This window comes from Streptomyces sp. H39-C1 (genome assembly GCF_027158125.1).
In the GTDB taxonomy this organism is placed as follows: Bacteria; Actinomycetota; Actinomycetes; order Streptomycetales; family Streptomycetaceae; genus Actinacidiphila; species Actinacidiphila fildesensis.
In genome coordinates, this window is the sequence record NZ_JAPVLS010000074.1 from 1 (window position 1) to 22,433 (window position 22,433).

The following is a 22,433-nucleotide window of genomic DNA, read 5'->3' on the forward strand; positions in this document are numbered from 1 at the left end:
CGTACGTGCACCCCCCGCCGGAGGCGGTGCGGCCCGCCGCAGGCGTGGCGGTGTCGCGGGACCCGCGTCCCGCACCGCCCCGTCGGCAGGGGCTGACGTACCCGCCAGGTCCGCCGGAGGCGCATGAAGCGATACCTTCCCCAGGCAGGGGATTACGCGAGGCGAGGGAGACACCGACGTGAGCGGCGCAGCGGCGGTACGGGAATCCGGCGGGGCAGCGGCGGCGGATGGTTTCGGGACGGGGCGGCTGCGCCGCGGGGTGCTGGACGCGTGGGCGGCGTCGGCGGCGCGGTTCAGGGAGGACGCCAACGCCGAGGAGGACCTGGCGCTCGGCGGCTACCGGGACCGGCTCGTCGTCGAGCTGGCGCAGAACGCGGCGGACGCCGCGGTGCGGGCCGGGGTGCGGGGCAGCCTGCGGCTGACGCTGCACGCGGCGGAGGGCGACAGCCCCGCCGTGCTGGCGGCGGCGAACACCGGGGCGCCGCTGGACGCCGCGGGGGTGGAGTCGTTGTCGACGCTGCGGGCGTCGGCGAAGCGGGAGGACGCGGAGACCACCGTCGGCCGGTTCGGCGTGGGGTTCGCGTCGGTGCTGGCGGTGAGTGACGAGCCGGCGGTGGTCGGGCGCTCCGGGGGTGTGCGGTGGTCGCTGGCGGAGGCCAGGGCGCTGGCGGCGGAGACGCCGGGGCTCGCGGACGAGCTGCGGCGCCGGGACGGGCATGTGCCGCTGCTGCGGCTGCCGTTCCCGGCGGAGGGTTCCGCGCCGGACGGGTACGACACGGTCGTGGTGCTGCCGCTGCGGGACGGTGCCGCGGAGGATCTGGCGGAGCGGCTGCTGGCGGGGATCGACGACGCGCTGCTGCTGACGCTGCCAGGGCTGTCCGAGGTCGTGATCGACACGCCGGACGGCGTAAGGACTTTGACGCAGCGTCAGGACGACGGAACGGTCCTCGTGGAGGACAGCGCGGCGGGTGCCGCGACCCGGTGGCGGGTGGCGTCGGCGGCGGGTCCGCTGGAGGCGGGGCTGCTGGCGGACCGGCCGGTGGAGGAGCGGTTGCGGCCGGTGTGGTCGGTGACCTGGGCGGTGCCGGTGGAGGGGGACGGTTCGCCGGGCCGGCCGCGTACGGCGGGCGTGGTGCACGCCCCGACGCCGACGGACGAGCCGCTGGGCCTGCCGGCGCTGCTGATCGCGTCGTTCCCGATGGATCCGAGCCGGCGGCACGCCGCGCCGGGTCCGCTGACGGACTTTCTGGTCGCGCGGGCGGCCGAGACCTATGTGGAGCTGCTGCGCGACTGGCAGCCGGTCGGGGCCGGCATCGTGGACCTGGTGCCGGGGCCGCTCGGCAAGGGGGAGCTGGACGCGGAGCTGCGCCGGCAGGTGCTGGCCGGTTTGCCCCGTACGGCGTTCCTGCCGCGGGCGGTGGCGGTGCCGATGAGCGGCGACGCGCCCGAGGTGGCGGAGGGCCGGTGGGACGGCGGGGTCGGCGGTCCGGTGGTCGAGGGCGAGGCGCTGCGGCCGGTGGACGCCGAGGTCGTGGAGGGTGCGCAGGCGGAGGCCGTCAGTGTGCTCGCCGAGGTGTTCCCGACGCTGCTGCCGGCGAGTCTTGAGCGCCGCCCGGAGCTGCGTGCGCTGGGTGTGGCGCGGTTGTCGCTGGCCGACGCGATCGACCGGCTGGCGGGCGCCGAGCGCCCGGCGGTCTGGTGGCGCCGGCTGTACGACGCGCTGGCCGGGACGGATCCGGACCGGCTGACGGGCCTGCCGGTGCCGTTGGCGGACGGCCGGACGGTCGTCGGTCCGCGCCAGGTGCTGCTGCCGCTGCCCGACGGCGGGGTGGACCTCGCGCCGCTGGCCCGGCTGGGGCTGAAGGTGGCCGACCCCGAGGCGGTGCATCCGCTGCTGGAGAAGCTGGGCGCGCTGTCCGCGACGCCGAACGCCGTGCTGACGACCCCGCAGGTGCGGGCGGCCGTCGCCGGTTCGCTGGATTCGGGGGAGATCTGGGACGAGGACGGCCTGGACGCCGACGAGCTGGCGGAGGTCGTGCTCGGGCTGGTGAAGGCGGCGGGTCTCGTGCCGGGCGACGAGCCGTGGCTGGGGGCGCTGGCGCTGCCCGACGACGAGGGCGAACTGGCCCCGGCGGGCGAGCTGGTGCTGCCGGGCAGCGCGCTGGAGCAGGTGCTGCGGGAGGGCGAACTCGCCCCCGTGGACCAGGAGCTGGCCGACCGCTGGGGCGAGCAACCGCTGACGGCCGTGGGCGTGCTGGCGACGTTCGCGCTGGTGCGGGCGGCTGACGTGGTGCTGGATCCGGACGAGCTGGAGCCGCGCGAGAGCGACTGGGCAGAGCCGGACGACGTCGGCCTGCTGGACGCCGTCGACGTGTGGTGCGAGGACGTGCTGGACCGGCTGCCGGAGACGGATGTCCCGCCGGTCGCCACGGAGATCGTCGCGGTCCGGGATCTGGATCTGGTCGACGACGACGCGTGGCCGCAGGCGCTGGCCATGCTGTCCCGGCCGCCGCTGCGCGACGCGATCACCGCGCCCGTACGGGTGCTGCTACCGGACGGTACGACCGAGTCGGTGCGTGCGTACTCGGCGTGGTGGCTGCGCGACCACCCCGTGCTGGACGGCCGCCGGCCGGTCGGTCTGCGGGCCGCCGGGGGCGATCCGCTGCTGGCGGGGCTGTACGACGAGGCCGATGTCGATGTGGACGAGCAGGTGCTGCGCGCGCTGGGCGTCCGGACGACGGTGTCGGCGCTGCTGGACGAGCCGGGCGGCGGCGCCGAGCTGCTGGCGCGGCTGGCCGACCCGGACCGGCCGGTGACCTCCGCGCAGCTGCTGCGGCTGTACGCGGCGCTGGCCGCGCTCGACCCGGAGCAGGTGACGCTGCCGGACGAGCTGCGGGCCGTCGTCGACGGCGAGGTGTGCGTCGTGGACGCGGGTGACGCGCTGGTCGCGGACGCCCCGGACCTGCTGCCGCTGGCCGCCGGGCAGCCGCTGCTGCCGGTACCGCCGTACCGGGCGGGGGACCTGGCGGAGCTGTTCCAGGTCCGCCGGCTGAGCGAGGCGTACGACGCGCCGGTGGTCTCCGAGGGGGAGACCCACGAGGTCCCGGCGGCCGTGCACGAGCTGCTGCCGACGGCTCCCCGGTCGTACGTCGAGCACGAGGAGCTCGTGGTGGCGGGCGGCACGGAGCTGGACTGGCGTTACGTCGACGGTGTCCTGCACGCCGCGACCGTCGAGGGTGTCGCGGCCGGGCTGGCGTGGGCCGCGGGGCAGTGGCAGCGCCGCTTCGAGCTCGCGGCGCTGCTGGAGGACTCGTCCCGCACGGAGGAACTGGCCCGCGCCCGCTGGTTCGACTAGGGAGTGACTCCGAACCAGGCCGTCAGTGGCCTGAGCTGAGTCTGGCCGCCTGGGCCCGCCCCACTTCGGTGGCGCGGCCCAGGAAGTCGGCGATGACGTCGAGCTCGCGGTCGCTGTACCCGTCGAGGATCTCGGTGAAGGCCTCGCCGGGCTCGTCCCAGGCTTCCCCGACCCTGGTGAGCGCCTCCGGCGCGAGGGCGACGAGCGCGCGCCTGCGGTCGCCGGGGTCGGCGGTCCTGACGACCAGGCCGGCCTTCTCCAGACGGTCGACGAGCCGGGTCGCGGAGCCGGCCGTGAGGCCGGTCAGTTTGGCGATCCGCCCGGTGCTCAGCGGCTCCGGCTCCATGCCGAGCAGACCCAGGCACTGAAGGTCGGTGGGGTGCAGGCCGAGGTGGTCGGCCATGGCCTGGTTGAAGACCGTCCAGGCGGCGTAGTGGCGCTGGCTCTCGTCGGCGATCCGGGCGAGCAATTCTTTTCGGCTTGACATCGGGTCCTTCTTGCTCCAGATTTATGTGCGTGACGCAACATCTGCGCGGCGCAATCTGATCGCCGCGGTTGCATCCTACGCGGCTCAGGCCGCGCCCTTCTCTCCGAAAGACCAGCTCTCATGTCCACACTCACGCTTTCCCCTGCCACGGCCGCCGAGGCCGTCTCGCCGAACCGGCGGTGGGCCGTCCTCGCCGTCATCCTCATCGCCGACGTCCTGGACCTCCTGGACGCGACGATCACCAACATCGCCGCACCCACCATCAGCAAGGACCTGAACGGGGGCGCCGCCCTCATCCAGTGGCTCGGCGCCGCCTACGCCCTCGCGCTCGGTGTGCTCCTCGTCGTCGGCGGACGCCTCGGCGACAAATTCGGCCGCCGCCGCGTCTTCCTCGTCGGCCTCACCGGCTTCACCGTCGCCTCCATCGCCTGCGGACTGTCCTTCAGTCCCGCCTCGATCATCGTCGCCCGCCTCGTCCAGGGTGCCTTCGGCGCCCTGCTGATCCCGCAGGGCTTCGGCATCCTCGGTGCCGTCTTCCCGCGTGACCAGATCGGCAAGGCGTTCAGCGCCTTCGGTCCGACCCTCGGCATCTCCGCCGTCGGCGGCCCGATCCTCGCCGGCTTCCTCATCGACGCCGACCTGTTCGGCGCCGGCTGGCGCTCCATGTTCCTCATCAACATCCTGCTCGGCGGCTTCGCGATCGTCGCCGCCGTCAAGCTCCTGCCGAAGGACACCGGCGACTCCACCACCGCCGTCGACGGCATCGGCTCCGGCCTGCTCGCCGGCACCATGCTCGGGCTGCTCTACGGCCTGATCGAGGGCTCCTCCAACGGCTGGAACCTCGTCCCGTTCGCCTCGCTCGCCGCCGGCCTCGTCTTCTTCGGCCTGTTCTGCCACCGCCAGCGCACCGCCGCCAGCCCGCTCATCCAGCCGTCGCTGCTCAAGAACCGCGGCTTCACCTCCGGCCTCATCCTCGGCATCGTGTTCTTCGCCGCCAACGCCGGACTGCTGTTCGTCCTCTCGCTCTTCCTGCAGAACGGTCTGGGCTACTCCCCGATGCGCGCCGCGCTCGGCCTCGCCCCCGTCGCCGCCGGCATCGTCGTCGCCTCCATCGCCTGCTACCAGCTCGTCGGCAAGCTCGGACGCAACCTCGTCCTCATCGGCCTGCTGATCACCCTGATCGGCACCGGCTGGCTGCTCGCCCTCGTCCACGCCTACGGCACCGACCTCGGCACCTGGTCGCTGCTCACCCCGATCCTGATCATCGGTCTCGGCATGGGCACCTGCTTCGGCACCATCTGCGACGTCACCATCGGTGACATCGACCCCAAGGAAGCCGGCAGCGCCAGCGGCTCCCTCAGCGCCGTCCAGCAGCTCGCCAACGCCATCGGCGCCGCCGTCGTCACCACGGTCTACTTCAAGACCCTCGCCTCCGACGACGAGGCCCACGCCATGACCTACAGCCTGATCGTCGTCGCCTGCGTCGCGCTCCTCAGCACCGGCCTCGTGTGGCTCATGCCGCGCAACGCCCAGCCCGACGACCACCACTGATCCCGCACCACCGGCCGGCCCTTCACGTTCGACGCCGTCACCCCGAGGCCTGGAAGGCGGAGATGGCGGAGTACGTGCCCGCCGCCTACGCCGACGGCCTGCTCGACTACTGGCGCTCCACCGACGGCAAGCCCGTCGACCTCACCACCGCCGTCGAGGAGCTGACCGGTCACCCGGCGCGCAGCTTCGCGGTGTGGGCCGAGGAGAACGCCGCCGAGTTCGTGAAGTAACCGCCGCATCCCGGGTGTTCCCGGTGTCCGCGGTATCCCGGCGGGTCGTCAGTCGCTGTCGTGGACGCGGAGCGTTCGCCAGACCAGTTCCAGAACGAGCCCGGCCGCGAGAGCGACCCCCACCGCCACCCACGGACCCTCCGTACCCACCAGCTTGAGCGCGAAGAACTTCTGCAGCCAGGGCGTGACCAGCACGATCAGGAAGCCCGCGCCCATCGCCAGCACCAGGCAGACCCGCCACAGCGTGTAGGGGCGGGCGACGATGGCCAGCACCCACATGGAGATCAGGAACAGGGTGAGGGTCGCGTTGCTGGTCTCGGCGTCCAGCGCCCCGTCACCGGTGTAGTGGTGGCGGGCCAGCAGGTACTCGCCGAACGTCGCCACCCCGCAGATGACGCCCGCGGGCGCCGAGTACCGCATCACCCGTCGTACGAAGTGCGGCTTGGCCCGCTCCTTGTTGGGAGCGAGCGCCAGGAAGAACGCCGGGACACCGATGGTCAGGGTGGACAGCAGCGTCAGATGGCGGGGCAGGAACGGATACGGCACCTGCCAGAAGACCACCAGCAGCGCCAGCAGCACCGAATAGACGGTCTTGGTGAGGAACAGCGTCGCCACCCGCGTGATGTTCCCGATGACGCGGCGGCCCTCCGCGACCACCGAGGGCAGCGTCGCGAAGCTGTTGTTGAGCAGCACGATCTGCGCGACGGCCCGGGTCGCCTCGGATCCCGAGCCCATGGAGACGCCGATGTCGGCGTCCTTGAGGGCGAGCACGTCATTGACGCCGTCGCCGGTCATCGCGACGTTGTGGCCCCGGGACTGGAGCGCGGCGACCATGTCGCGCTTCTGCTGCGGGGTGACCCGGCCGAAGACCGCGCCGTTCTCCAGCACGTCCGCCATCGCGTCCCGGTCGGTGGGCAGTTGGCGGGCGTCGACCGGGTGCTCCGCGCCGGGCAGCCCGAGCTTGCCGGCGACCGCGCCGACCGAGATCGCGTTGTCGCCGGAGATGACCTTGGCGTGGACGCCCTGTTCCTCGAAGTACCGCAGGGTGTCGGCGGCGTCGGGGCGCAGCCGCTGTTCCAGGATGACCAGCGCCTGCGGGACGACGTCCGTGGCGACGCCCGGATCGTCGAGCCGGCGGTCGGTGCGCGCGAGCAGCAGCACCCGCAGGCCCTGGTTGTTGAGTTCGTCGATGTCGGCGAGGGCGGTGTGGCCGGTGGGCAGCAGGATGTCGGGCGCGCCGAGCAGCCAGGTGCTGCTGTCGCCGTCGGGCTCGTTGAAGGCGGCGCCGCTGTACTTGCGCGCGGAGGAAAAGGGCAGCGCCTCGGTGCACCGCCAGCCGTCGCTTCCGGCCCCGTCCTTCACCGTCACCGGGTAGGCGGCGACGATCGCCTGAAGGCTGGCGTTGGGCCGCGGGTCGGAGCCGCCGAGCGCGCCGAGCACCTGCTGGACGTACGGCTCAGTGGCGCCGTCGAGCATCCGCAGCCCGGTGACGTCCATCCCGCCCTCGGTGAGGGTGCCGGTCTTGTCGAGGCAGACGACGTCGACCCGCGCCAGGCCCTCGATGGCGGGGAGTTCCTGCACCAGGCACTGCTTGCGGCCGAGCCGGATGACGCCGATCGCGAAGGCGACGGAGGTCAGCAGCACCAGTCCCTCGGGGACCATGGGCACGATGCCGGCGACCGTACGGCGCACCGCCTCGCGCCAGTCGTGGTTCTGGAGCACGAGCTGGCTGATGATCAGGCCGATCGCGGTCGGCACCATCATCCACGTCACGTACTTGAGGATCTCGCTGATGCCGTTGCGCAGTTCGGAGTTGACGAGGGTGAAGCGGGACGCCTCCTCGGCGAGCTGCGCGGCGTAGGCCCCCCGGCCGACCTTGGTGGCGGTGAACGCGCCGCCGCCGGCGACGACGAAGCTGCCGGACATGACGGGGTCGCCCGGTTTCTTCAGCACCGGGTCGGCCTCACCGGTGAGCAGCGATTCGTCGATCTCCAGCCCCTCGGCCTCGACGACCTCGCCATCGACGACGGCCTTGTCGCCCGGGCCCAGCTCGATGAGGTCGCCCAGCACGATCGCGGAGGTGTGGATCTCGACGGCCGTGCCGTCGCGGCGCACGGTGGGCTTGGCCTCGCCGATGACGGCGAGGCTGTCGAGGGTCTTCTTGGCGCGCATCTCCTGGATGATGCCGATCGCCGTGTTGGCGACGATGACGAAGCCGAAGAGGCCGTCCTGGATCGGTCCGACGACGAGGATGACGAGGAAGAGCACGCCGATGATGGCGTTGAACCGGGTGAAGACGTTGGCCTTGACGATCTCGGTGGTGGAGCGCGACGACCGCACCGGAACGTCGTTCACCTCGCCCCGGGCCACCCGCTCGGCGACCTCACTGCTGGTCAGTCCGGCGTTGCGGGCAACGACCTGGATGTCCGTGCGATCCGTCATGGCACCGACGCTACGTGCGGTTCGCCCGGTTCACCCGCCGGACGGAGCGGTCCGGGTGACCGTTCGGACGGGTATGGGGTGATGTTCTACGGGGTGACGTTCCGGCCGTCCTGCCGGGCTTCGCGCTGTGCGGCTTCCCGCTGCAGGGCCGCGTTGCGCCTCCGGACGTACCAGAGGCCGAAGAGGCCGAGCAGGCTGCCGGCGAGGCAGGTCCAGATCCACCAGGCGTGGCCGTGGTCGGCGTACCAGCCGTAGAAGGGGAGCTGCCCGATGAAGAGCACGAACCAGACGACCGTGCCGACGAGGACGGTCGCGATGTCGTTCGCTTCCAGCGGCTCGGGTGTCTCGTGCGTGGCTTTCCACTTGCTCATGCGGTCAGGGTACGTGGTGCCGGCAGGTGCCCCATGGTGGGGTGCGGCCGGTCGCCGCAAGGGTCTACGCGCGGAGATAGCGCTCGATCACTCGTTTGTTCATACTGAAGCGGTCCCCCGGTGACTGGTTTCAGTCGTACGAACGCACAAATAGAGGACCTACATGTCCCCCTCGGCCACCGCCTCGGTCGACGCCAAGAACCCGTCACCCGCACCGCCCAAGAACGGCCTCGACCGCTTCTTCCGGATCTCCGAGCGGGGATCGTCGGTCTCCCGCGAGGTCCGGGGCGGGCTCGCCACCTTCTTCGCGATGGCCTACATCATCGTGCTGAACCCGATCATCCTCAGTTCCGGCGTGGACAAGTACGGCCACCACCTGGACGGTGGCCAGCTGGTCACCGCCACCGTGCTGACCGCCGCCTTCACCACCCTCCTGATGGGCGTCATCGGGAATGTGCCGATCGCGCTCGCGGCCGGCCTCGGTGTGAACACCGTCGTCGCCCTGCAGCTCGCACCCAGGATGAGCTGGCCCGACGCGATGGGCATGGTCGTCCTGGCCGGTTTCGCGATCATGCTGCTGGTCGCCACCGGGCTGCGCGAGCGGGTGATGAGCGCGGTACCGCTGGGGCTGCGCAAGGGCATCGCGATCGGCATCGGCCTGTTCATCATGCTGATCGGCCTCGTCGACTCGGGCTTCGTCACCCGAATCCCGGACGCCGCGCACACCACCGTCCCGCTGCAGCTGGGCTCGGACGGCCACCTCAACGGCTGGCCGGTGCTGGTCTTCATCCTGGGCGTGCTGCTCACGCTGGCCCTGATCATCCGCAGGGTGCCGGGCGCGATCCTGATCAGCATCGTCGCGATGACGGTGCTGGCCCTGATCATCGACGCGGTCGCGGACATCCCCGGCATGGCCTGGGGGCTGACCGTCCCCGAGTGGCCCGGCAACCCGGTGGCCGGCCCGGACTTCGGACTCATCGGCAACGTCAGCCTCTTCGGCGGCTTCGGCGAGGTCGGGATACTGACCGGGGTGCTGTTCGTCTTCACCGTGCTGCTGTCCTGCTTCTTCGACGCGATGGGCACGATCCTCGGCGTCAGCGACGAGGCGCACCTGCTGGACGAGAAGGGCGACCTGCCCGGCATGAACAAGGTGCTGATGGTCGACGGCATCGCCACCGCCCTCGGCGGCGCCACCTCCAGCTCCGCCAACACCTGCTTCGTGGAGTCCACGGCCGGTGTCGGCGAGGGTGCCAGGACCGGCCTCGCCAGCATCGTCACCGGGCTGATGTTCGTGCTCGCGCTGTTCTTCACCCCGCTCGCCACGATGGTCCCGGCCCAGGCCGCCACTCCCGCGCTGATCGCGGTCGGCTTCCTGATCCTGGCGAACAGCGTCCGGGACATCGACTGGGACGACTTCACGATCGCCGTCCCGGCGTTCCTGACGATGGTGATGATGCCGTTCACGTACTCCATCACCAACGGCATCGGCATCGGCTTCGTCAGCTTCTGCCTGCTGCGGCTGGCCGCGGGGCGCGGCCGTGAGGTGCCGGTGGCCCTGTACGTGGTCGCGGCGGTCTTCGGCTTCTACTACCTGATGCCGGCCCTCGGCCTGACCTGAGGCCCGGCCTGGGCCCGGCCTGACCGCCCCGGTGTTGTCGGGGTGGTGTCGGGATGGTGTCGGGGTGCCACTCACCCCGGCGGAGCGGCGTAGAACCGCTCCGTCTCGTCGACGGCGGTCTTGAACCGCTCGTCGAAGTCGTCGCGAACGAGCGTCCGGACCACGTAGTCCTGGACGCTCGTTCCGCATTTGGCGGCGTGGTCACGGAGCCGATCCAGCAGGTCGGCGTCTATACGCAGGCTGAGCACTCTCGATGCCATATGCCAAAGGTCCCCGCCGGGGGTGGTTCCAGGTGTCGTTTTCGGGCGCTAACTCACTCATATGGGTGAGGTTTACTTAGCCTAGGTAATGAGCTACGCTAATGAATGTGACCGAACTGTCCGAGGACGACCGCGCCGCAGTGAACTCTCTGCGCTCCGCAGTGATGCGACTGTCGCGGCGACTGCGCCACCAGCGGGTGGACGAGTCGCTCAGCCCGACCGAGATGTCCGTGCTGGGTACCCTCGCCCGCTGCGGCTCCGCCACACCCGGGGAGCTGGCCCGCAAGGAGCACGTCCAGCCGCCCTCCATGACGCGCATCGTCGCGATGCTGGAGGCCAAGGACCTCGTCCGCCGGGACCCGCACCCCGACGACCGCCGCCAGGTGGTCGTCAGCCAGACGGAGCAGGCCGAGGCGATGCTCGAGGAGAGCCGCCGCAAGCGCAACGTGTGGCTGGCGCAGCTCACGGAGGGGCTGAGCGACGACGAGCGCGCCGTGCTGCGTGCCGCCGCGCCGGTCCTGGAGAAGCTCGCGCAGCTGTAGTGACACCCGAGACGTTCCGAGAAGCAGTGACACCCGAGATGTAGTGATACCCGACCGGCGGACGGCGGGTGCAGAAGAACGTGGAACAACCAGAAGTGAAGCGCAACGCCACACAGGGGAGGCGAACCTAGATTGAGTTCGGCAGCCGGCTCAGACACCGCACCCGGACAAGAACCCGATACGACCACGAAGCGCGGCATGTTCAGCTCGCTCAAGGTTCGTAACTACCGGCTCTTCGCGACCGGCGCCGTGGTGTCCAACACCGGCACCTGGATGTCGCGGATCGCCCAGGACTGGCTGGTGCTCAGCATCACCGGTTCTTCTTTCGCGGTGGGTATCACCACCGCGCTGCAGTTCCTGCCGATGCTGCTCTTCGGCCTGTTCGGCGGTGTCATCGCCGACCGTTACCCCAAGCGGCAGATCCTGCTGTGCACCCAGGCCGCGCTCGGCGGGCTCGGGCTGCTGCTCGCCGCACTGACGCTCAGCGGGCACGTCCAGGTCTGGCACGTGTACGTCATCGCCTTCGCCCTCGGCATGGTGACCGTCGTCGACAACCCGGCCCGGCAGACCTTCGTGGTCGAGATGGTCGGCCCCGGCGAGATCCGCAACGCGGTCTCGCTGAACTCCGCGAACTTCCAGGCCGCCCGGCTGATCGGCCCCGCCGTCGCCGGTGTCCTGATCACCGCGGTCGGCAGCGGCTGGGCATTCCTGCTCAACGGGCTGTCGTTCCTCGCCCCGCTCGCCGGCCTGCTGATGATGCGCACCGCCGAGCTGCACAAGGTCGAGCGGGTGCCGCGCGGCAAGGGCCAGCTGCGGGAGGGCCTGCACTACGTCGCCGGGCGCCCGGAGCTGATCTGGCCGATCGTGCTGGTCGGGTTCATCGGGACCTTCGGCTTCAACTTCCCGATCATCCTCACCGGCTTCGTCAACCACGTCTACCACTCCGGTGCGAGCACCTACGGGCTGCTGAACACCATCATCGCGCTGGGCTCGCTCGGCGGCGCGCTGCTCGCGGCCCGCCGCGGACGGACCCGGCTGCGGCTGCTGGTGGCCGCCGCGTTCGCCTTCGGGGCGCTGGAGGTGGTGGCCGCGGTGGCGCCGTCCTTCTGGATGTTCGCGCTCCTGCTGCTGCCGATCGGCGTCTTCGGGATGACGTTCAACACCTCGGCCAACGCCTCGGTGCAGCTCGCCTCCGACCCCGCCATGCGGGGCCGCGTCATGAGCCTGTACATGATGGTCTTCGTCGGTGGCACCCCCATAGGCGGCCCGGTCGTCGGCTGGGTGACGGACACCTACGGGGCCCGCGTCGGGTTCCTGTCCGGCGGCCTCGTCGCGGCGCTCGCGGCGGTCGGTGTCGGCCTGGTGCTGGCCCGGGTCGGCGGGCTGCGGCTCAAGGTGGACCTGCACCGGGGACAAGACCACCGGCTGATCGAGTTCGTGCCCCGTGAGGGCGCGGCCGCCCCACTGGTGACGGCCGCGTGAGGCCGTCGGCATGAGACTGTTCGCCGCGGTCCTGCCGCCCTCCGGGGTGGCGGACGAACTCGATCTGGCCGTCTCCCCGCTCCACCGGCTCCCCGGAGCCGGCCGGCTGCGCTGGACCGAACGCGCCGGATGGCACTTCACGCTCGCCTTCCTCGGCGAGGTCGCCGACGGGACGCTCCCCGCGCTGCGGGACGGCCTCGCCGCCGTCGCGCGGCGGTACGCGCCCTGCGAACTGCAGCTGTCCGGCGGCGGCCGGTTCGGCGAGCGGGCGCTGTGGGCGGGCGCCGCGGGCGACACCGGCCGGCTCGCGGAACTGGCGGACTCCGTCCAGAGCGCCGCCCGGCAGGCCGGCGTCGATCCGGCGCAGGAGCACGCGTACACCCCGCACCTCACGCTGGCCCGCAGCCGCGGCGGCGTGGCCCTCGGCCCGTACGCCGCCGCGCTCGACGGTTTCCTGGGTACGCCGTGGTCCGCGGACACCCTCGCGCTGGTGCGCAGCCACCCGGCGCCGGACGCCCACTACGAGACGGTGGCGACCTGGCCGCTGGGCCGGTGACCCCGGCCGGTTAACCTCGACACGTGGACCCCAAGACCCGAACCCGTGTAGTGACCGCCGCCCTCGTCCTGATGCTCGTCGTGGTGGTCGCGGGCGCACTGCTGCGCTGAGAGGCCGTCGCGCCCGCCCGCGGCCACCGGCCCCGCCCGCCGGGCCCCGGTTCTCACCGGGACCCGGCCTGGCCGGGTCCTACCAGGCGAAGGCTTCCGGGGACGGCCCCGGGCCGGGGAAGACCTCGTCCAGTGCGGACAGGAACTCCTCCGACAGCTTCAGCTCGACCGCGTTGAGCGCCGAGTCCAGCTGCGCCTGCGTCCGCGGGCCGACGATCGGCCCGGTCACCCCGGGCCGGGTCAGCAGCCACGCCAGACCGACATCACCGGGCGCCAGGTCGTGCTTGTCGCACAGGTCCTCGTACGCCTGGATCTGGTCGCGCTGCGCCGCGCTCTTGAGCGCGTCCGCGCTGCGGCCGGACGTCGAGCGCGCGCCGCCGCCCTCGCGCTCCTTGCGGAGCGCCCCGCCGAGCAGCCCGCCGTGCAGCGGCGACCACGGGATGACCCCGAGGCCGTACGCCTGCGCCGCCGGGATGACCTCCATCTCGGCACGCCGCTCGGCCAGGTTGTACAGGCACTGTTCGCTGGTCAGGCCCAGCGAACCGCGACGGGCGGCCGCCTCGTTGGCCTGCGCGATGTTCCAGCCGGCGAAGTTCGACGAACCGGCGTACAGGATCTTGCCCTGCTGCACGAGGACGTCGACGGCCTGCCAGATCTCGTCCCAGGGCGTGTTCCGGTCGATGTGGTGGAACTGGTAGAGGTCGATGTAGTCCGTACCGAGCCGCTTCAGGCTCGCGTCGGCGGCACGGCGGATGTTGAGGGCGGAGAGCCGGTCGGCGTTCGGCCAGGCGTCACCCTCGGCGGCCATGTTGCCGTAGACCTTCGTCGCGAGAACGGTCTTCTCGCGGCGCCCGCCTCCCTTGGCGAACCAGGACCCGACGATCTCCTCGGTGCGGCCCTTGTTCTCGCCCCACCCGTACACATTGGCGGTGTCGAAGAAGTTGACGCCCGCGCCGAGCGCGGAGTCCATGATCGCGTGACTGTCGTTCTCATCGGTCTGGGGACCGAAGTTCATGGTGCCGAGCACCAGGCGGCTGACTTTGAGACCCGTGCGTCCGAGCTGCGTGTACTCCATGACCCCTAAGCCAAGCTCTTCGAGTGCGCTCGAAGCAAGGGGGTGGCCGCCCGCTGGGACGGGCGTGTCAGGGGGCGCCGCGCCTATCGGCCCGCATACGGTCCGCCGACCCCCCAGGCCTGGTGCATCGCGTCGGCGAACGCGGCCGCGAGGCGGTGTTCGCCGGAGGGACCGGGGTGCGTGCCGTCGTAGGTGTCGGTGAACAGTTCGTAGCCGTCCGGCCGGGACGCGAGCAGCAGGGGAGAGGCGCCGGTGTCCAGATCGGCGACGGCCTTGGCCATCCGGACGTTGAGGTCCCGGCACTGCTCGGCGAAGGGGAGATCGTGGTCGGCCCGGATGTTGGGTATCACCGGCAGCAGCACCATGCGGATCCGCGGATTGGCGGACCGTGCCTCGCCGACGAAGCTCCGCAGGTTCTCCGCGGTCTGCTCGGCGGTCGTGTAGAAGCCGAGATCGATCAGACCGAGCGAGATCAGCAGGAGATCGGGACGGTGCGCGCGCACCGCGTCCCCGATCAGCGGCGCCATGTGCAGCCAGCCCTCACCCCAGCCGGCCAGATGCCGCCGGGCGTCCGCCGGGAAGGCCGGGTCGGCGTACGCGTGCGAGACGGGCTCGCCGCGCTCCTTGTCGTGCAGCGCGGTGCGCGGGCCGACCACCGTGAACGGCTCGCCGAGCGAGCACAGGTGCTGCCACATGCGGTAACGCCAGGTGAAGTCGCCCGCGCTGCCGATGGTCATGGAATCGCCGACGAACATATAACGCACGCTGAGATCATCGCGGATACCCGGCCCCGGCCGCGATGCCCGGCGGCGTGAAGCCCGACACATGACGGGATGGCAGGCTGGGGGCATGCCGCGCTCCCGCATCGCCCTCGCCGCCTCAGTCGCCGCCGCGGCGTTCGCCGTTCTCGGACCGGTGCCGGGGGCCGTCGCCGACGGCGGGCCCGCCGTCGCGTTCACCATCAGCGACCCCCGGATCACCGAGTCCAGCGGACTGGCCGCCAGCCACCTCCACAAGGGCGTGTACTGGACCCACAACGACAGCGACGACGGCCCGTACGTCTACGCGGTGGACTCCGCGACCGGCAGGACCGTCGCCAGGGTCACGATGCGCGGCATCGACCCCCGTGACGTGGAGGCGATCTCCATCGGCCCGGACGGCGACATCTACGTCGGCGACATCGGCGACAACCTCGGCGGGACCTGGCCGCATGTGTGGATCTACCGGTTCGCCGAGCCCAAGCAGCTGGGGAACACGACGGTGGACGTCATCCGCTACACGGTCCAGTACGAGGGCGGCCCGCGGAACGCGGAGGCGCTGATGGTGCACCCCAAGACCGGCCGGGTCTACATCGCCAGCAAGAACGAGGACGGCGGCGCCCTGTACGCGGGCCCGAAGAAGCTCAGCCCGAAGGGGGTGAACGTCTTCCGGAAGATCGCCGAGGTGCCCTGGGTGACCGACGGTTCGTTCTCGCCCGACGGCACCCGGCTGGTGCTGCGCGGCTACTTCTGGGCGACCGCCTGGCGGTGGTCCGGCGACGCCCCGACGAAGATCGGCAGCCTCGATGTGCCGATGCAGCGGCAGGGCGAGTCGGTGGCCTTCACCCCGGACGGCCGAGCGCTGATGTACGGCAGCGAGGGGAAGAACAGCGAGGTCTGGCGGGCGCCGCTCAACGGCGAGGACCTGCCGGACTCCGTGGCCCCGGACGCCACCGGATCCGCCGGCACGGGCCGGCCGGGCGGCAAGGGACCGGCCGCGGACGCCGCCAAGGACGGCTCGTCCGGCCACAGTGTGACCGTCGTCGGTTTCGCGGTGCTCGCCGCGATCTTCGTCGCGGCCACCGGCCTGCGCCGGATCCTTCGCCGCCGTCCCGACTGACGAGGGGCCCGGCCGTCACCGGCCGGACCCCTCGTCAGTCGTGCGTCGCGGGTGCGGTTACAGCTTGTCGATGACGTAGTCGATGCAGACCGTCAGCGCCTCGACGTCGGCCGGGTCGACCGCCGGGAACATCGCGACCCGCAGCTGGTTGCGGCCCAGCTTGCGGTACGGCTCGGTGTCCACGATGCCGTTGGCGCGCAGCGCCTTCGAGATCTGGGTGGCGTCGATCGCGTCGTCGAAGTCGATGGTGCCGATGACCTGCGAGCGCTGCTCCGGGTCGGCCACGAACGGCGTCGCGTACGACGACTTCTCGGCCCAGCCGTACAGCCGCGACGAGGAGTCCGCGGTGCGGGCGACCGCCCAGTCCAGGCCGCCCTGGCCGTTGATCCAGTCGAGCTGGTTGGCGAGCAGGAAGAGCGTGGACAGCGCCGGGGTGTTGTACGTCTGGTTCTTCGTCGAGTTGTCGATCGCGGTCGGCAGGTCGAAGAACGCGGGGATGTGCCGGCCGGACGCGGCGATCTCGGCGGCGCGTTCCAGCGCGGCCGGGGAGAACGCGGCCAGCCACAGGCCGCCGTCCGCCGCGAAGGACTTCTGCGGGGCGAAGTAGTAGACGTCCGTCTCGGTGATGTCGACCGGCAGGCCGCCCGCACCGGAGGTGGCGTCCACCAGGACGAGTGAACCGGCGTCGGCGCCCTGTACGCGCTTGATGGGTGCGGCGACACCCGTCGAGGTCTCGTTGTGCGTGAACGCGTACACGTCCACACCGGCCTCGGCGACCGGCACCGGGTGGGTACCCGGGTCGGACTTGACGACCGACGGGTCGTCCAGCCACGGCGCGAGCTTGGCCGCGGTCGCGAACTTGGAGGAGAACTCGCCGAACGACAAATGCTGGGACTTCTGCCGGATCAGACCATGGGTGGCGATGTCCCAGAACGCGGTGGACCCGCCGTTGCCGAGCACTACCTCATAGCCCTCGGGCAGGGAGAACAGCTGCCGGACACCTTCACGGACCTGGCCCACCAGGTTCTTCACCGGAGCCTGCCGGTGAGAGGTGCCGAGCAGGGACGTGCCGGTCGCGGCCAGCGCTTCGACCGCCTCCGTCCGTACCTTGGAGGGGCCCGCGCCGAAACGGCCGTCGGCGGGCTTGATGTCAGCGGGAATCTGGATATCAGCCACGGGCGAAGCGTAATCCGTCCTGAACCCGGTCCCGCTACTGGTCCACCCGGTGAGACAAGGTTGGCGTATGGATCTTGAGCAGGCGATGCGGGCGGCGGTACGCGGCACGGTCGCGTTCGACGCGGGGGCGCGGGCGCTGGTGACGATGGACGCGTCGAACTACCGGAGGGTCCCGCTGGGCGTGGTGGCGCCCCGCGACGCGGACGACGTGGCGGCGGCGCTGGCGGTGTGCCGCGAGTACGGCGTGCCGGTGGTGCCGCGCGGCGGGGGCACCTCGATCGCCGGGCAGGCGACGGGGGTCGGAGTGGTGCTGGACTTCACCCGCCACATGCGGGCGATCGAGCACATCGACCCCGAGGCGCGCACCGCGGTCGTGCAGCCGGGTGTGGTCCTCGACGATCTGCGGGCGGCGGCCGCCGGCCACGGGCTGACCTTCGGCCCGGATCCGTCCACCCACAGCCGCTGCACCCTCGGCGGCATGATCGGCAACAACGCGTGCGGCTCGCATTCGGTCGCCTGGGGGACGACCGCCGACAACGTGCACGAGCTGGAGGTGCTGACCTACGGCGGGGAGCGGGCCACCCTCGGCCGCGGCCTGCCGGGGCCGCTGCACGACCGGACCGCCGCCTTCGCCGACCAGCGGCTGTCCGTGCTCCGCACCGGCTTCCCCGACCTGCCGCGCCGGATCTCCGGCTACGCCCTGGACCGGCTGCTCCCCGAGCACGGCCGGGATCTGGCGCGTGCCTTCACCGGCAGCGAGGGCACCCTGGGCGTGCTGACCCGCGCCACCGTACGGCTGGTGGAGCCGCCGGCCGCCCGCGCGCTGGCCGTGCTCGGGTACGAGGACGAGAGCGCCGCCGCCGAAGCCGCGCACCTGCTGCTGCCCCACCACCCGCTGACCGTCGAGGGCATGGCGGCCGACCTGGTGGGCGCCGCCGCCCGGGAGTCGCTGCCGCGCGGCGCCGCCTGGCTGTTCGTGGAGATGGGCGGCGGCACCGCGGCCGAGGCGCGGGCCCGCGCCTCGGAGCTGTGCCGCCACGCCGCCGCCGACGGCGCCAGGGACCACACCGTCGTCTCGGAGCCGGCCGACCAGCGCGCCCTGTGGCGGATCCGCGAGGACGCCTCGGGGACCGCGACCCGGATGCCCGACGGCACCGAGGCATGGCCCGGCTGGGAGGACTGCGCGGTGCCACCGGACCGGCTCGGCGCGTATCTGCGGGAGTTCAGGACGCTGCTGGGCGAGCACGGCTTGCGCGGCTCCCCGTACGGACACTTCGGCGACGGCTGCGTGCATGTCCGTATCGACTTCGACCTGCTGACGCCGGCGGGCATCGCCCGCTTCCGGCGCTTCTCCGAGGCGACCGCCGACCTGGTCGTCGCCCACGGTGGCTCGCTGTCGGGCGAGCATGGCGACGGCCAGGCGCGGGCGGAACTCCTGCCGAAGATGTACGGCCCCGAACTCGTGGCTCTCTTTGGAGTTTTCAAGGATCTCTGGGACCCGGCGGGCGGAATGAATCCCGGGATGCTCGTCCGCCCCGCTCCTATGGATAGCAACCTCCGCTTCGGCGTGCTGCCGTCCCGTGCGTCGCATCCCGTCGATGTCGAGTTCACCTATCCGGGTGACGGCGGCGATTTCACGGCGGCCGTCCGGCGCTGCGTCGGCGTCGGCAAATGCCGTACGTCCGCGACCACCTCGTCCGGCGGGGACAGCGTGATGTGCCCGTCGTACCGGGTGACGGGGGAGGAGCGGCACTCCACGCGCGGCCGCGCCCGGCTGCTGCACGAGATGCTCGCCGGCGAGATCATCGAGGACGGCTGGCGGTCGGAGGAGGTCCGCGACGCGCTCGACCTGTGCCTTTCCTGCAAGGGCTGCCGCAGCGACTGCCCGGTCGAGGTGGACATGGCGACGTACAAGGCCGAGTTCCTGCACCACCACTACGCAGGACGGCTGCGCCCCCGCTCGCACTACTCGATGGGATGGCTCCCGGTCTGGCTGCGAGCCGCCGCACCGTATGCGCGCGTCCTGAACGCCCTGGCCCGGGGGCCGCTGGCGGGGGTGGCCAAGCGCGCCGGCGGCATCGCGCCGCAACGCCACATCCCCGCGCTGGCCCACGAGCCCTTCCGCACTTGGTGGAACCACCGCGCCCTCCGCCGGCAGGCCGGCCGCCCGGCCGGGGCGGGCAAGACCGCGACGGACGTCGCTGGAACGACCGCGCCCGGCACGACCGCGCCCGGCACGACCGTCGTGCTGTGGCCCGACACCTTCACGAACTATCTGTCGCCGCAGGTCGGACAGGCCGCGGTGAAGGTGCTGGAGGCAGCCGGCCTGCGGGTCGTCCTGCCGCCGAAGGCCGTCTGCTGCGGTCTGACGTGGGTGTCCACCGGGCAGCTGGACCGGGCCCGTACGGTCATGCGCCGCACGGTCGACGCCCTCGCACCCGCGCTGGACGCCGGGCTGCCGATCGTCGTCCTCGAACCCAGCTGTGGGGCGGCGCTCCGCGCCGACCTGCCGGAACTGCTCGGCTCCGGCGATCCCCGCGCGGCCCGGCTGGCCGCCTCCGTCCGGACCTTCGCGCAGGTGCTGGAGGAGCTGGCCCCCGACTGGGTACCGCCCCGCCTCGACCGTGCGGTCGTCGGACAGACGCACTGCCACCAGCACGCCGTGCTCGGCGACGCCGCAGAACGGCGGCTGCGCGAGCGCGCCGGCCTCACCGGCACGCCCTCCGGCGGCTGCTGCGGTCTGGCCGGCAACTTCGGTTTCGAGCAGGGCCACTACGACGTGTCGGTGGCCTGCGCCGAGGAGCAACTGCTCCCGGCGGTCCGGGAGGCACCCGCGGGGGCCGCCGTTCTGGCGGACGGGTTCTCCTGCCGCACGCAGCTCGCGGAGCTGGCCGACACCCCGGGCCGGCACCTGGCCGAACTCCTGGCGGAGGCGCTGCCGGACGCCTGAACCAAGGGCAGGGGGGCCGGACGCCTGAATCCAGGGCGTCAGGACGGCAGGGCCCGCCGACGACTGTGGCCTGCTCCCACCCCGTACGAGGGTGGGAGCAGGCCACAGCATCAACGATTCAGCAGCACCTGACGTGGACTCAGTGCCCGATGCCCGCGAAGCCGTCGACCTCGCGCGGGTCGCGCGGGCCGGGGCCCATGTAGCGGGCGGAGGGGCGGACGAGCCGGCCGGTGCGCTTCTGCTCCAGGATGTGGGCCGACCAGCCCGCCGTCCGGGCACAGGTGAACATCGACGTGAACATGTGCGCCGGAACCTCGGCGAAGTCCAGGACGATCGCCGCCCAGAACTCCACGTTGGTGGCGAGCACCCGGTCGGGGCGCCGCGCGTGCAGCTCCGCGAGCGCCGCCTTCTCCAGCGCCTCCGCGACCTCGAAGCGGGGGGCGCCCAGCTCCTTCGCCGTACGCCGCAGCACGCGCGCACGCGGGTCCTCGGCGCGGTACACGCGGTGGCCGAAGCCCATCAGGCGCTCGCCCTTGTCCAGGGCGCGCTTGACGTAGGCGCTCGCGTCACCGGTCCGCTCGATCTCCTCGATCATGCCGAGGACGCGGGAGGGGGCGCCGCCGTGCAGCGGGCCCGACATGGCGCCGACGGCGCCGGACAGGGCCGCGGCCACGTCGGCACCCGTGGAGGCGATGACGCGGGCGGTGAACGTGGAGGCGTTCATGCCGTGCTCCGCGGCGGACGTCCAGTACGCGTCGACGGCGGCCACGTGCTTCGGGTCGGGCTCACCGCGCCAGCGGATCATGAAGCGCTCGACGATCGTCTGCGCCTTGTCGATCTCCTTCTGCGGCACCATGGCGAGGCCCTGGCCGCGCGCCGACTGGGCGACGTAGGAGAGCGCCATGACGGCGGCGCGCGCGAGGTCGTCACGGGCCTCGTCGACGTCGATGTCCAGCAGCGGTTTCAGACCCCACACGGGGGCGAGCATGGCGAGCGCCGACTGGACGTCGACACGGATGTCGCCGGAGTGCACCGGGATCGGGAACGGCTCGGCAGGCGGCAGGCCCGGATTGAACTTGCCGTCGACCAGCAGGCCCCACACGTTTCCGAATGAGACATGGCTGACGAGATCTTCGATGTCGACGCCTCGGTAACGGAGAGAGCCGCCTTCCTTGTCAGGTTCGGCGATCTCCGTCTCGAACGCGACTACTCCTTCGAGTCCGGGTACGAAGTCGGACATCAGGCGGCTCCTCGTGATGTGGTCGACAGGTGCTTGGCCGGCCGACTGCTTGGACGGCCGTTCCGGTAATGCCCCGCTCGGGTGATGGTCACCCTGCTCCATCGGAGACCCGAGGCCGGAGTCAGAAACGGTATCTCTTGATGTCAAGAGGCCACAGCTGCCCGACCCGCAATTCTGTCGGTTCTGGCACATGACGGGAAGCGTGAGGTGCGGCACACTCTTCGGCCCGGCCGGCCGGTTTCCGGCCCTTTTCCGGCCCGGATACCCCCTACCGGCCACCGCGCCGACCCCACAGGATCCCCGGCAGGACGGCCCGCGTGGCGCACCGCCGGGACGTACGGGTCCCAGGGGATGCAAGATGTCCGGGTGCAGCATCATGTCGATCCCGCCGTCATGCGCGAGCAGTACCGCGCCCAGGGTCTCACCGAGGCCGAGCTGGCCGCGGACCCGTACTCGCAGTTCACCCGCTGGTTCGCGGACACCGTGACCGCCGGCCTCACCGAGCCGAACGCGATGATCGTCTCGACCGCCGACGCCGAGGGCCGCCCCAGCTCACGGACCGTGCTCCTCAAGGGTTTCGACCCGCGCGGCTTCGTCTTCTACACGAACTACGGCTCCCGCAAGGGCCGCGATCTGGTGGAGAACCCGCAGATCTCGCTGCTCTTCCCCTGGCATCCGATCGCCCGCCAGGTCATCGTCTCCGGCACCGTCGAACGCGTCTCGACGGACGAGACCGCCCGGTACTTCCGCAGCCGCCCGCACGGTTCGCGGCTGGGCGCGTGGGCCAGTGCGCAGTCCTCGGTCGTGGAGTCCCGGGAGGAGCTGGAACGGCGCTACGCGGAGCTGGAGGCGCGCTACCCGGAGGGCAGCGACGTCCCGGTGCCGACGTACTGGGGAGGCATCCGGGTGCGCGCCCGGAGCGTGGAATTCTGGCAGGGGCGCGAAAACCGGCTGCACGACCGACTGCGCTACGAGCGCGCCGACGGGGAGAACAGCGAAACGGGCTCCTGGAACGTCGTACGGCTGGCGCCGTAGAACCCGGCGGCCACGCGGCCTTTCGACAACGCACACGCGGCCTTTCGACAACGCAAACGACCCGCGGGCTGCTCC

General features: G+C 71.7%; 18 protein-coding genes. 10 read left to right on the plus strand and 8 right to left on the minus strand.

The window, feature by feature from the left end:
- Nucleotides 1–178: 178 nt before the first annotated feature.
- Nucleotides 179–3,355, plus strand: coding sequence for a sacsin N-terminal ATP-binding-like domain-containing protein (locus O3W51_RS35450; RefSeq protein ID WP_269288352.1), 3,177 nt, complete (start codon nt 179–181; stop codon nt 3,353–3,355).
- A gap of 22 nt (nt 3,356–3,377) precedes the next feature.
- On the opposite strand, the gene O3W51_RS35455 is transcribed toward O3W51_RS35450, so the two are convergent.
- Complete coding sequence (locus tag O3W51_RS35455; RefSeq protein ID WP_138353495.1) at nt 3,378–3,842, minus strand: MarR family winged helix-turn-helix transcriptional regulator; 465 nt, start codon at nt 3,840–3,842, stop codon at nt 3,378–3,380.
- Between the two features lie 120 nt (nt 3,843–3,962).
- Between O3W51_RS35455 and O3W51_RS35460 the strand changes: the two genes are divergently transcribed.
- Both O3W51_RS35460 and O3W51_RS35465 read left to right on the plus strand, forming a co-directional pair.
- On the plus strand, nt 3,963–5,393 hold the full coding sequence (locus O3W51_RS35460; protein WP_269288353.1) for an MFS transporter: 1,431 nt from the start codon (nt 3,963–3,965) through the stop codon (nt 5,391–5,393).
- Nucleotides 5,394–5,455: 62 nt separating this feature from the next.
- Nucleotides 5,456–5,623, plus strand: coding sequence for a hypothetical protein (locus O3W51_RS35465; protein WP_164295951.1), 168 nt, complete (start codon nt 5,456–5,458; stop codon nt 5,621–5,623).
- Nucleotides 5,624–5,671: 48 nt separating this feature from the next.
- Here O3W51_RS35465 and O3W51_RS35470 read toward each other — a convergent pair whose 3' ends face one another.
- Both O3W51_RS35470 and O3W51_RS35475 read right to left on the minus strand, forming a co-directional pair.
- Nucleotides 5,672–8,065: an HAD-IC family P-type ATPase gene (locus O3W51_RS35470; protein WP_269288355.1), complete on the minus strand. Its 2,394-nt coding sequence runs from the start codon at nt 8,063–8,065 to the stop codon at nt 5,672–5,674.
- Nucleotides 8,066–8,151: 86 nt separating this feature from the next.
- Nucleotides 8,152–8,436, minus strand: coding sequence for a DUF2530 domain-containing protein (locus O3W51_RS35475; protein WP_138353498.1), 285 nt, complete (start codon nt 8,434–8,436; stop codon nt 8,152–8,154).
- Nucleotides 8,437–8,599: 163 nt separating this feature from the next.
- Between O3W51_RS35475 and O3W51_RS35480 the strand changes: the two genes are divergently transcribed.
- A complete protein-coding gene (locus tag O3W51_RS35480) occupies nt 8,600–10,054 on the plus strand; it encodes an NCS2 family permease (protein WP_198357804.1) in 1,455 nt (484 codons plus the stop codon).
- Between the two features lie 71 nt (nt 10,055–10,125).
- Here the strand turns inward: O3W51_RS35480 and O3W51_RS35485 are convergent, their stop codons facing one another.
- On the minus strand, nt 10,126–10,314 hold the full coding sequence (locus O3W51_RS35485) for a ribbon-helix-helix protein, CopG family (RefSeq protein WP_138353500.1): 189 nt from the start codon (nt 10,312–10,314) through the stop codon (nt 10,126–10,128).
- Nucleotides 10,315–10,415: 101 nt separating this feature from the next.
- Between O3W51_RS35485 and O3W51_RS35490 the strand changes: the two genes are divergently transcribed.
- The 3 genes from O3W51_RS35490 (at nt 10,416) to thpR (ending at nt 12,894) form a co-directional block, all read left to right on the plus strand.
- Nucleotides 10,416–10,856 carry a MarR family winged helix-turn-helix transcriptional regulator gene (locus tag O3W51_RS35490; protein WP_138353501.1) on the plus strand — a complete coding sequence of 147 codons (441 nt, stop codon included), beginning with the start codon at nt 10,416–10,418 and terminating at the stop codon, nt 10,854–10,856.
- A 132-nt stretch (nt 10,857–10,988) separates the two neighbouring features.
- A complete protein-coding gene (locus tag O3W51_RS35495; RefSeq protein ID WP_269288358.1) occupies nt 10,989–12,338 on the plus strand; it encodes an MFS transporter in 1,350 nt (449 codons plus the stop codon).
- 10 nt (nt 12,339–12,348) lie between these two features.
- Nucleotides 12,349–12,894 (plus strand): RNA 2',3'-cyclic phosphodiesterase, encoded by a 546-nt coding sequence (gene thpR, locus O3W51_RS35500; RefSeq protein WP_138353503.1) that lies wholly within the window; start codon nt 12,349–12,351, stop codon nt 12,892–12,894.
- Nucleotides 12,895–13,083: 189 nt separating this feature from the next.
- Here the strand turns inward: thpR and O3W51_RS35505 are convergent, their stop codons facing one another.
- Complete coding sequence (locus tag O3W51_RS35505) at nt 13,084–14,079, minus strand: aldo/keto reductase (RefSeq protein WP_138353504.1); 996 nt, start codon at nt 14,077–14,079, stop codon at nt 13,084–13,086.
- Nucleotides 14,080–14,162: 83 nt separating this feature from the next.
- Nucleotides 14,163–14,834, minus strand: coding sequence for a GDSL-type esterase/lipase family protein (locus tag O3W51_RS35510; protein WP_232485338.1), 672 nt, complete (start codon nt 14,832–14,834; stop codon nt 14,163–14,165).
- A gap of 94 nt (nt 14,835–14,928) precedes the next feature.
- On the opposite strand from O3W51_RS35510, the gene O3W51_RS35515 reads away from it, so the two are divergent.
- On the plus strand, nt 14,929–15,957 hold the full coding sequence (locus O3W51_RS35515) for a hypothetical protein (RefSeq protein WP_138353506.1): 1,029 nt from the start codon (nt 14,929–14,931) through the stop codon (nt 15,955–15,957).
- Between the two features lie 57 nt (nt 15,958–16,014).
- Here O3W51_RS35515 and serC read toward each other — a convergent pair whose 3' ends face one another.
- A complete protein-coding gene (gene serC, locus O3W51_RS35520; protein ID WP_138353507.1) occupies nt 16,015–17,133 on the minus strand; it encodes a phosphoserine transaminase in 1,119 nt (372 codons plus the stop codon).
- A gap of 67 nt (nt 17,134–17,200) precedes the next feature.
- Between serC and O3W51_RS35525 the strand changes: the two genes are divergently transcribed.
- On the plus strand, nt 17,201–20,083 hold the full coding sequence (locus O3W51_RS35525) for an FAD-binding and (Fe-S)-binding domain-containing protein (RefSeq protein WP_269288359.1): 2,883 nt from the start codon (nt 17,201–17,203) through the stop codon (nt 20,081–20,083).
- Between the two features lie 139 nt (nt 20,084–20,222).
- Here O3W51_RS35525 and O3W51_RS35530 read toward each other — a convergent pair whose 3' ends face one another.
- Nucleotides 20,223–21,323 (minus strand): citrate synthase 2, encoded by a 1,101-nt coding sequence (locus O3W51_RS35530; protein ID WP_138353509.1) that lies wholly within the window; start codon nt 21,321–21,323, stop codon nt 20,223–20,225.
- A gap of 393 nt (nt 21,324–21,716) precedes the next feature.
- On the opposite strand from O3W51_RS35530, the gene pdxH reads away from it, so the two are divergent.
- On the plus strand, nt 21,717–22,358 hold the full coding sequence (gene pdxH / locus O3W51_RS35535) for a pyridoxamine 5'-phosphate oxidase (RefSeq protein ID WP_198357814.1): 642 nt from the start codon (nt 21,717–21,719) through the stop codon (nt 22,356–22,358).
- Nucleotides 22,359–22,433: the final 75 nt, after the last annotated feature.

Excerpts from the sequence above, each read along its gene's own strand:
- thpR (WP_138353503.1), top strand. The coding sequence starts at position 12,349 with ATGAGACTGTTCGCCGCGGTCCTGCCGCCCTCCGGGGTGGCGGACGAA.
- O3W51_RS35515 (WP_138353506.1), top strand. The coding sequence starts at position 14,929 with ATGCCGCGCTCCCGCATCGCCCTCGCCGCCTCAGTCGCCGCCGCGGCG.
- O3W51_RS35530 (WP_138353509.1), bottom strand. The coding sequence starts at position 21,323 with ATGTCCGACTTCGTACCCGGACTCGAAGGAGTAGTCGCGTTCGAGACG.
- O3W51_RS35460 (WP_269288353.1), top strand. The coding sequence starts at position 3,963 with ATGTCCACACTCACGCTTTCCCCTGCCACGGCCGCCGAGGCCGTCTCG.
- O3W51_RS35525 (WP_269288359.1), top strand. The coding sequence starts at position 17,201 with ATGGATCTTGAGCAGGCGATGCGGGCGGCGGTACGCGGCACGGTCGCG.
- O3W51_RS35490 (WP_138353501.1), top strand. The coding sequence starts at position 10,416 with ATGAATGTGACCGAACTGTCCGAGGACGACCGCGCCGCAGTGAACTCT.
- O3W51_RS35480 (WP_198357804.1), top strand. The coding sequence starts at position 8,600 with ATGTCCCCCTCGGCCACCGCCTCGGTCGACGCCAAGAACCCGTCACCC.
- O3W51_RS35510 (WP_232485338.1), bottom strand. The coding sequence starts at position 14,834 with ATGTTCGTCGGCGATTCCATGACCATCGGCAGCGCGGGCGACTTCACC.
- O3W51_RS35455 (WP_138353495.1), bottom strand. The coding sequence starts at position 3,842 with ATGTCAAGCCGAAAAGAATTGCTCGCCCGGATCGCCGACGAGAGCCAG.
- pdxH (WP_198357814.1), top strand. The coding sequence starts at position 21,717 with ATGCGCGAGCAGTACCGCGCCCAGGGTCTCACCGAGGCCGAGCTGGCC.
- O3W51_RS35485 (WP_138353500.1), bottom strand. The coding sequence starts at position 10,314 with ATGGCATCGAGAGTGCTCAGCCTGCGTATAGACGCCGACCTGCTGGAT.
- O3W51_RS35505 (WP_138353504.1), bottom strand. The coding sequence starts at position 14,079 with ATGGAGTACACGCAGCTCGGACGCACGGGTCTCAAAGTCAGCCGCCTG.
- O3W51_RS35465 (WP_164295951.1), top strand. The coding sequence starts at position 5,456 with ATGGCGGAGTACGTGCCCGCCGCCTACGCCGACGGCCTGCTCGACTAC.
- O3W51_RS35470 (WP_269288355.1), bottom strand. The coding sequence starts at position 8,065 with ATGACGGATCGCACGGACATCCAGGTCGTTGCCCGCAACGCCGGACTG.
- O3W51_RS35475 (WP_138353498.1), bottom strand. The coding sequence starts at position 8,436 with ATGAGCAAGTGGAAAGCCACGCACGAGACACCCGAGCCGCTGGAAGCG.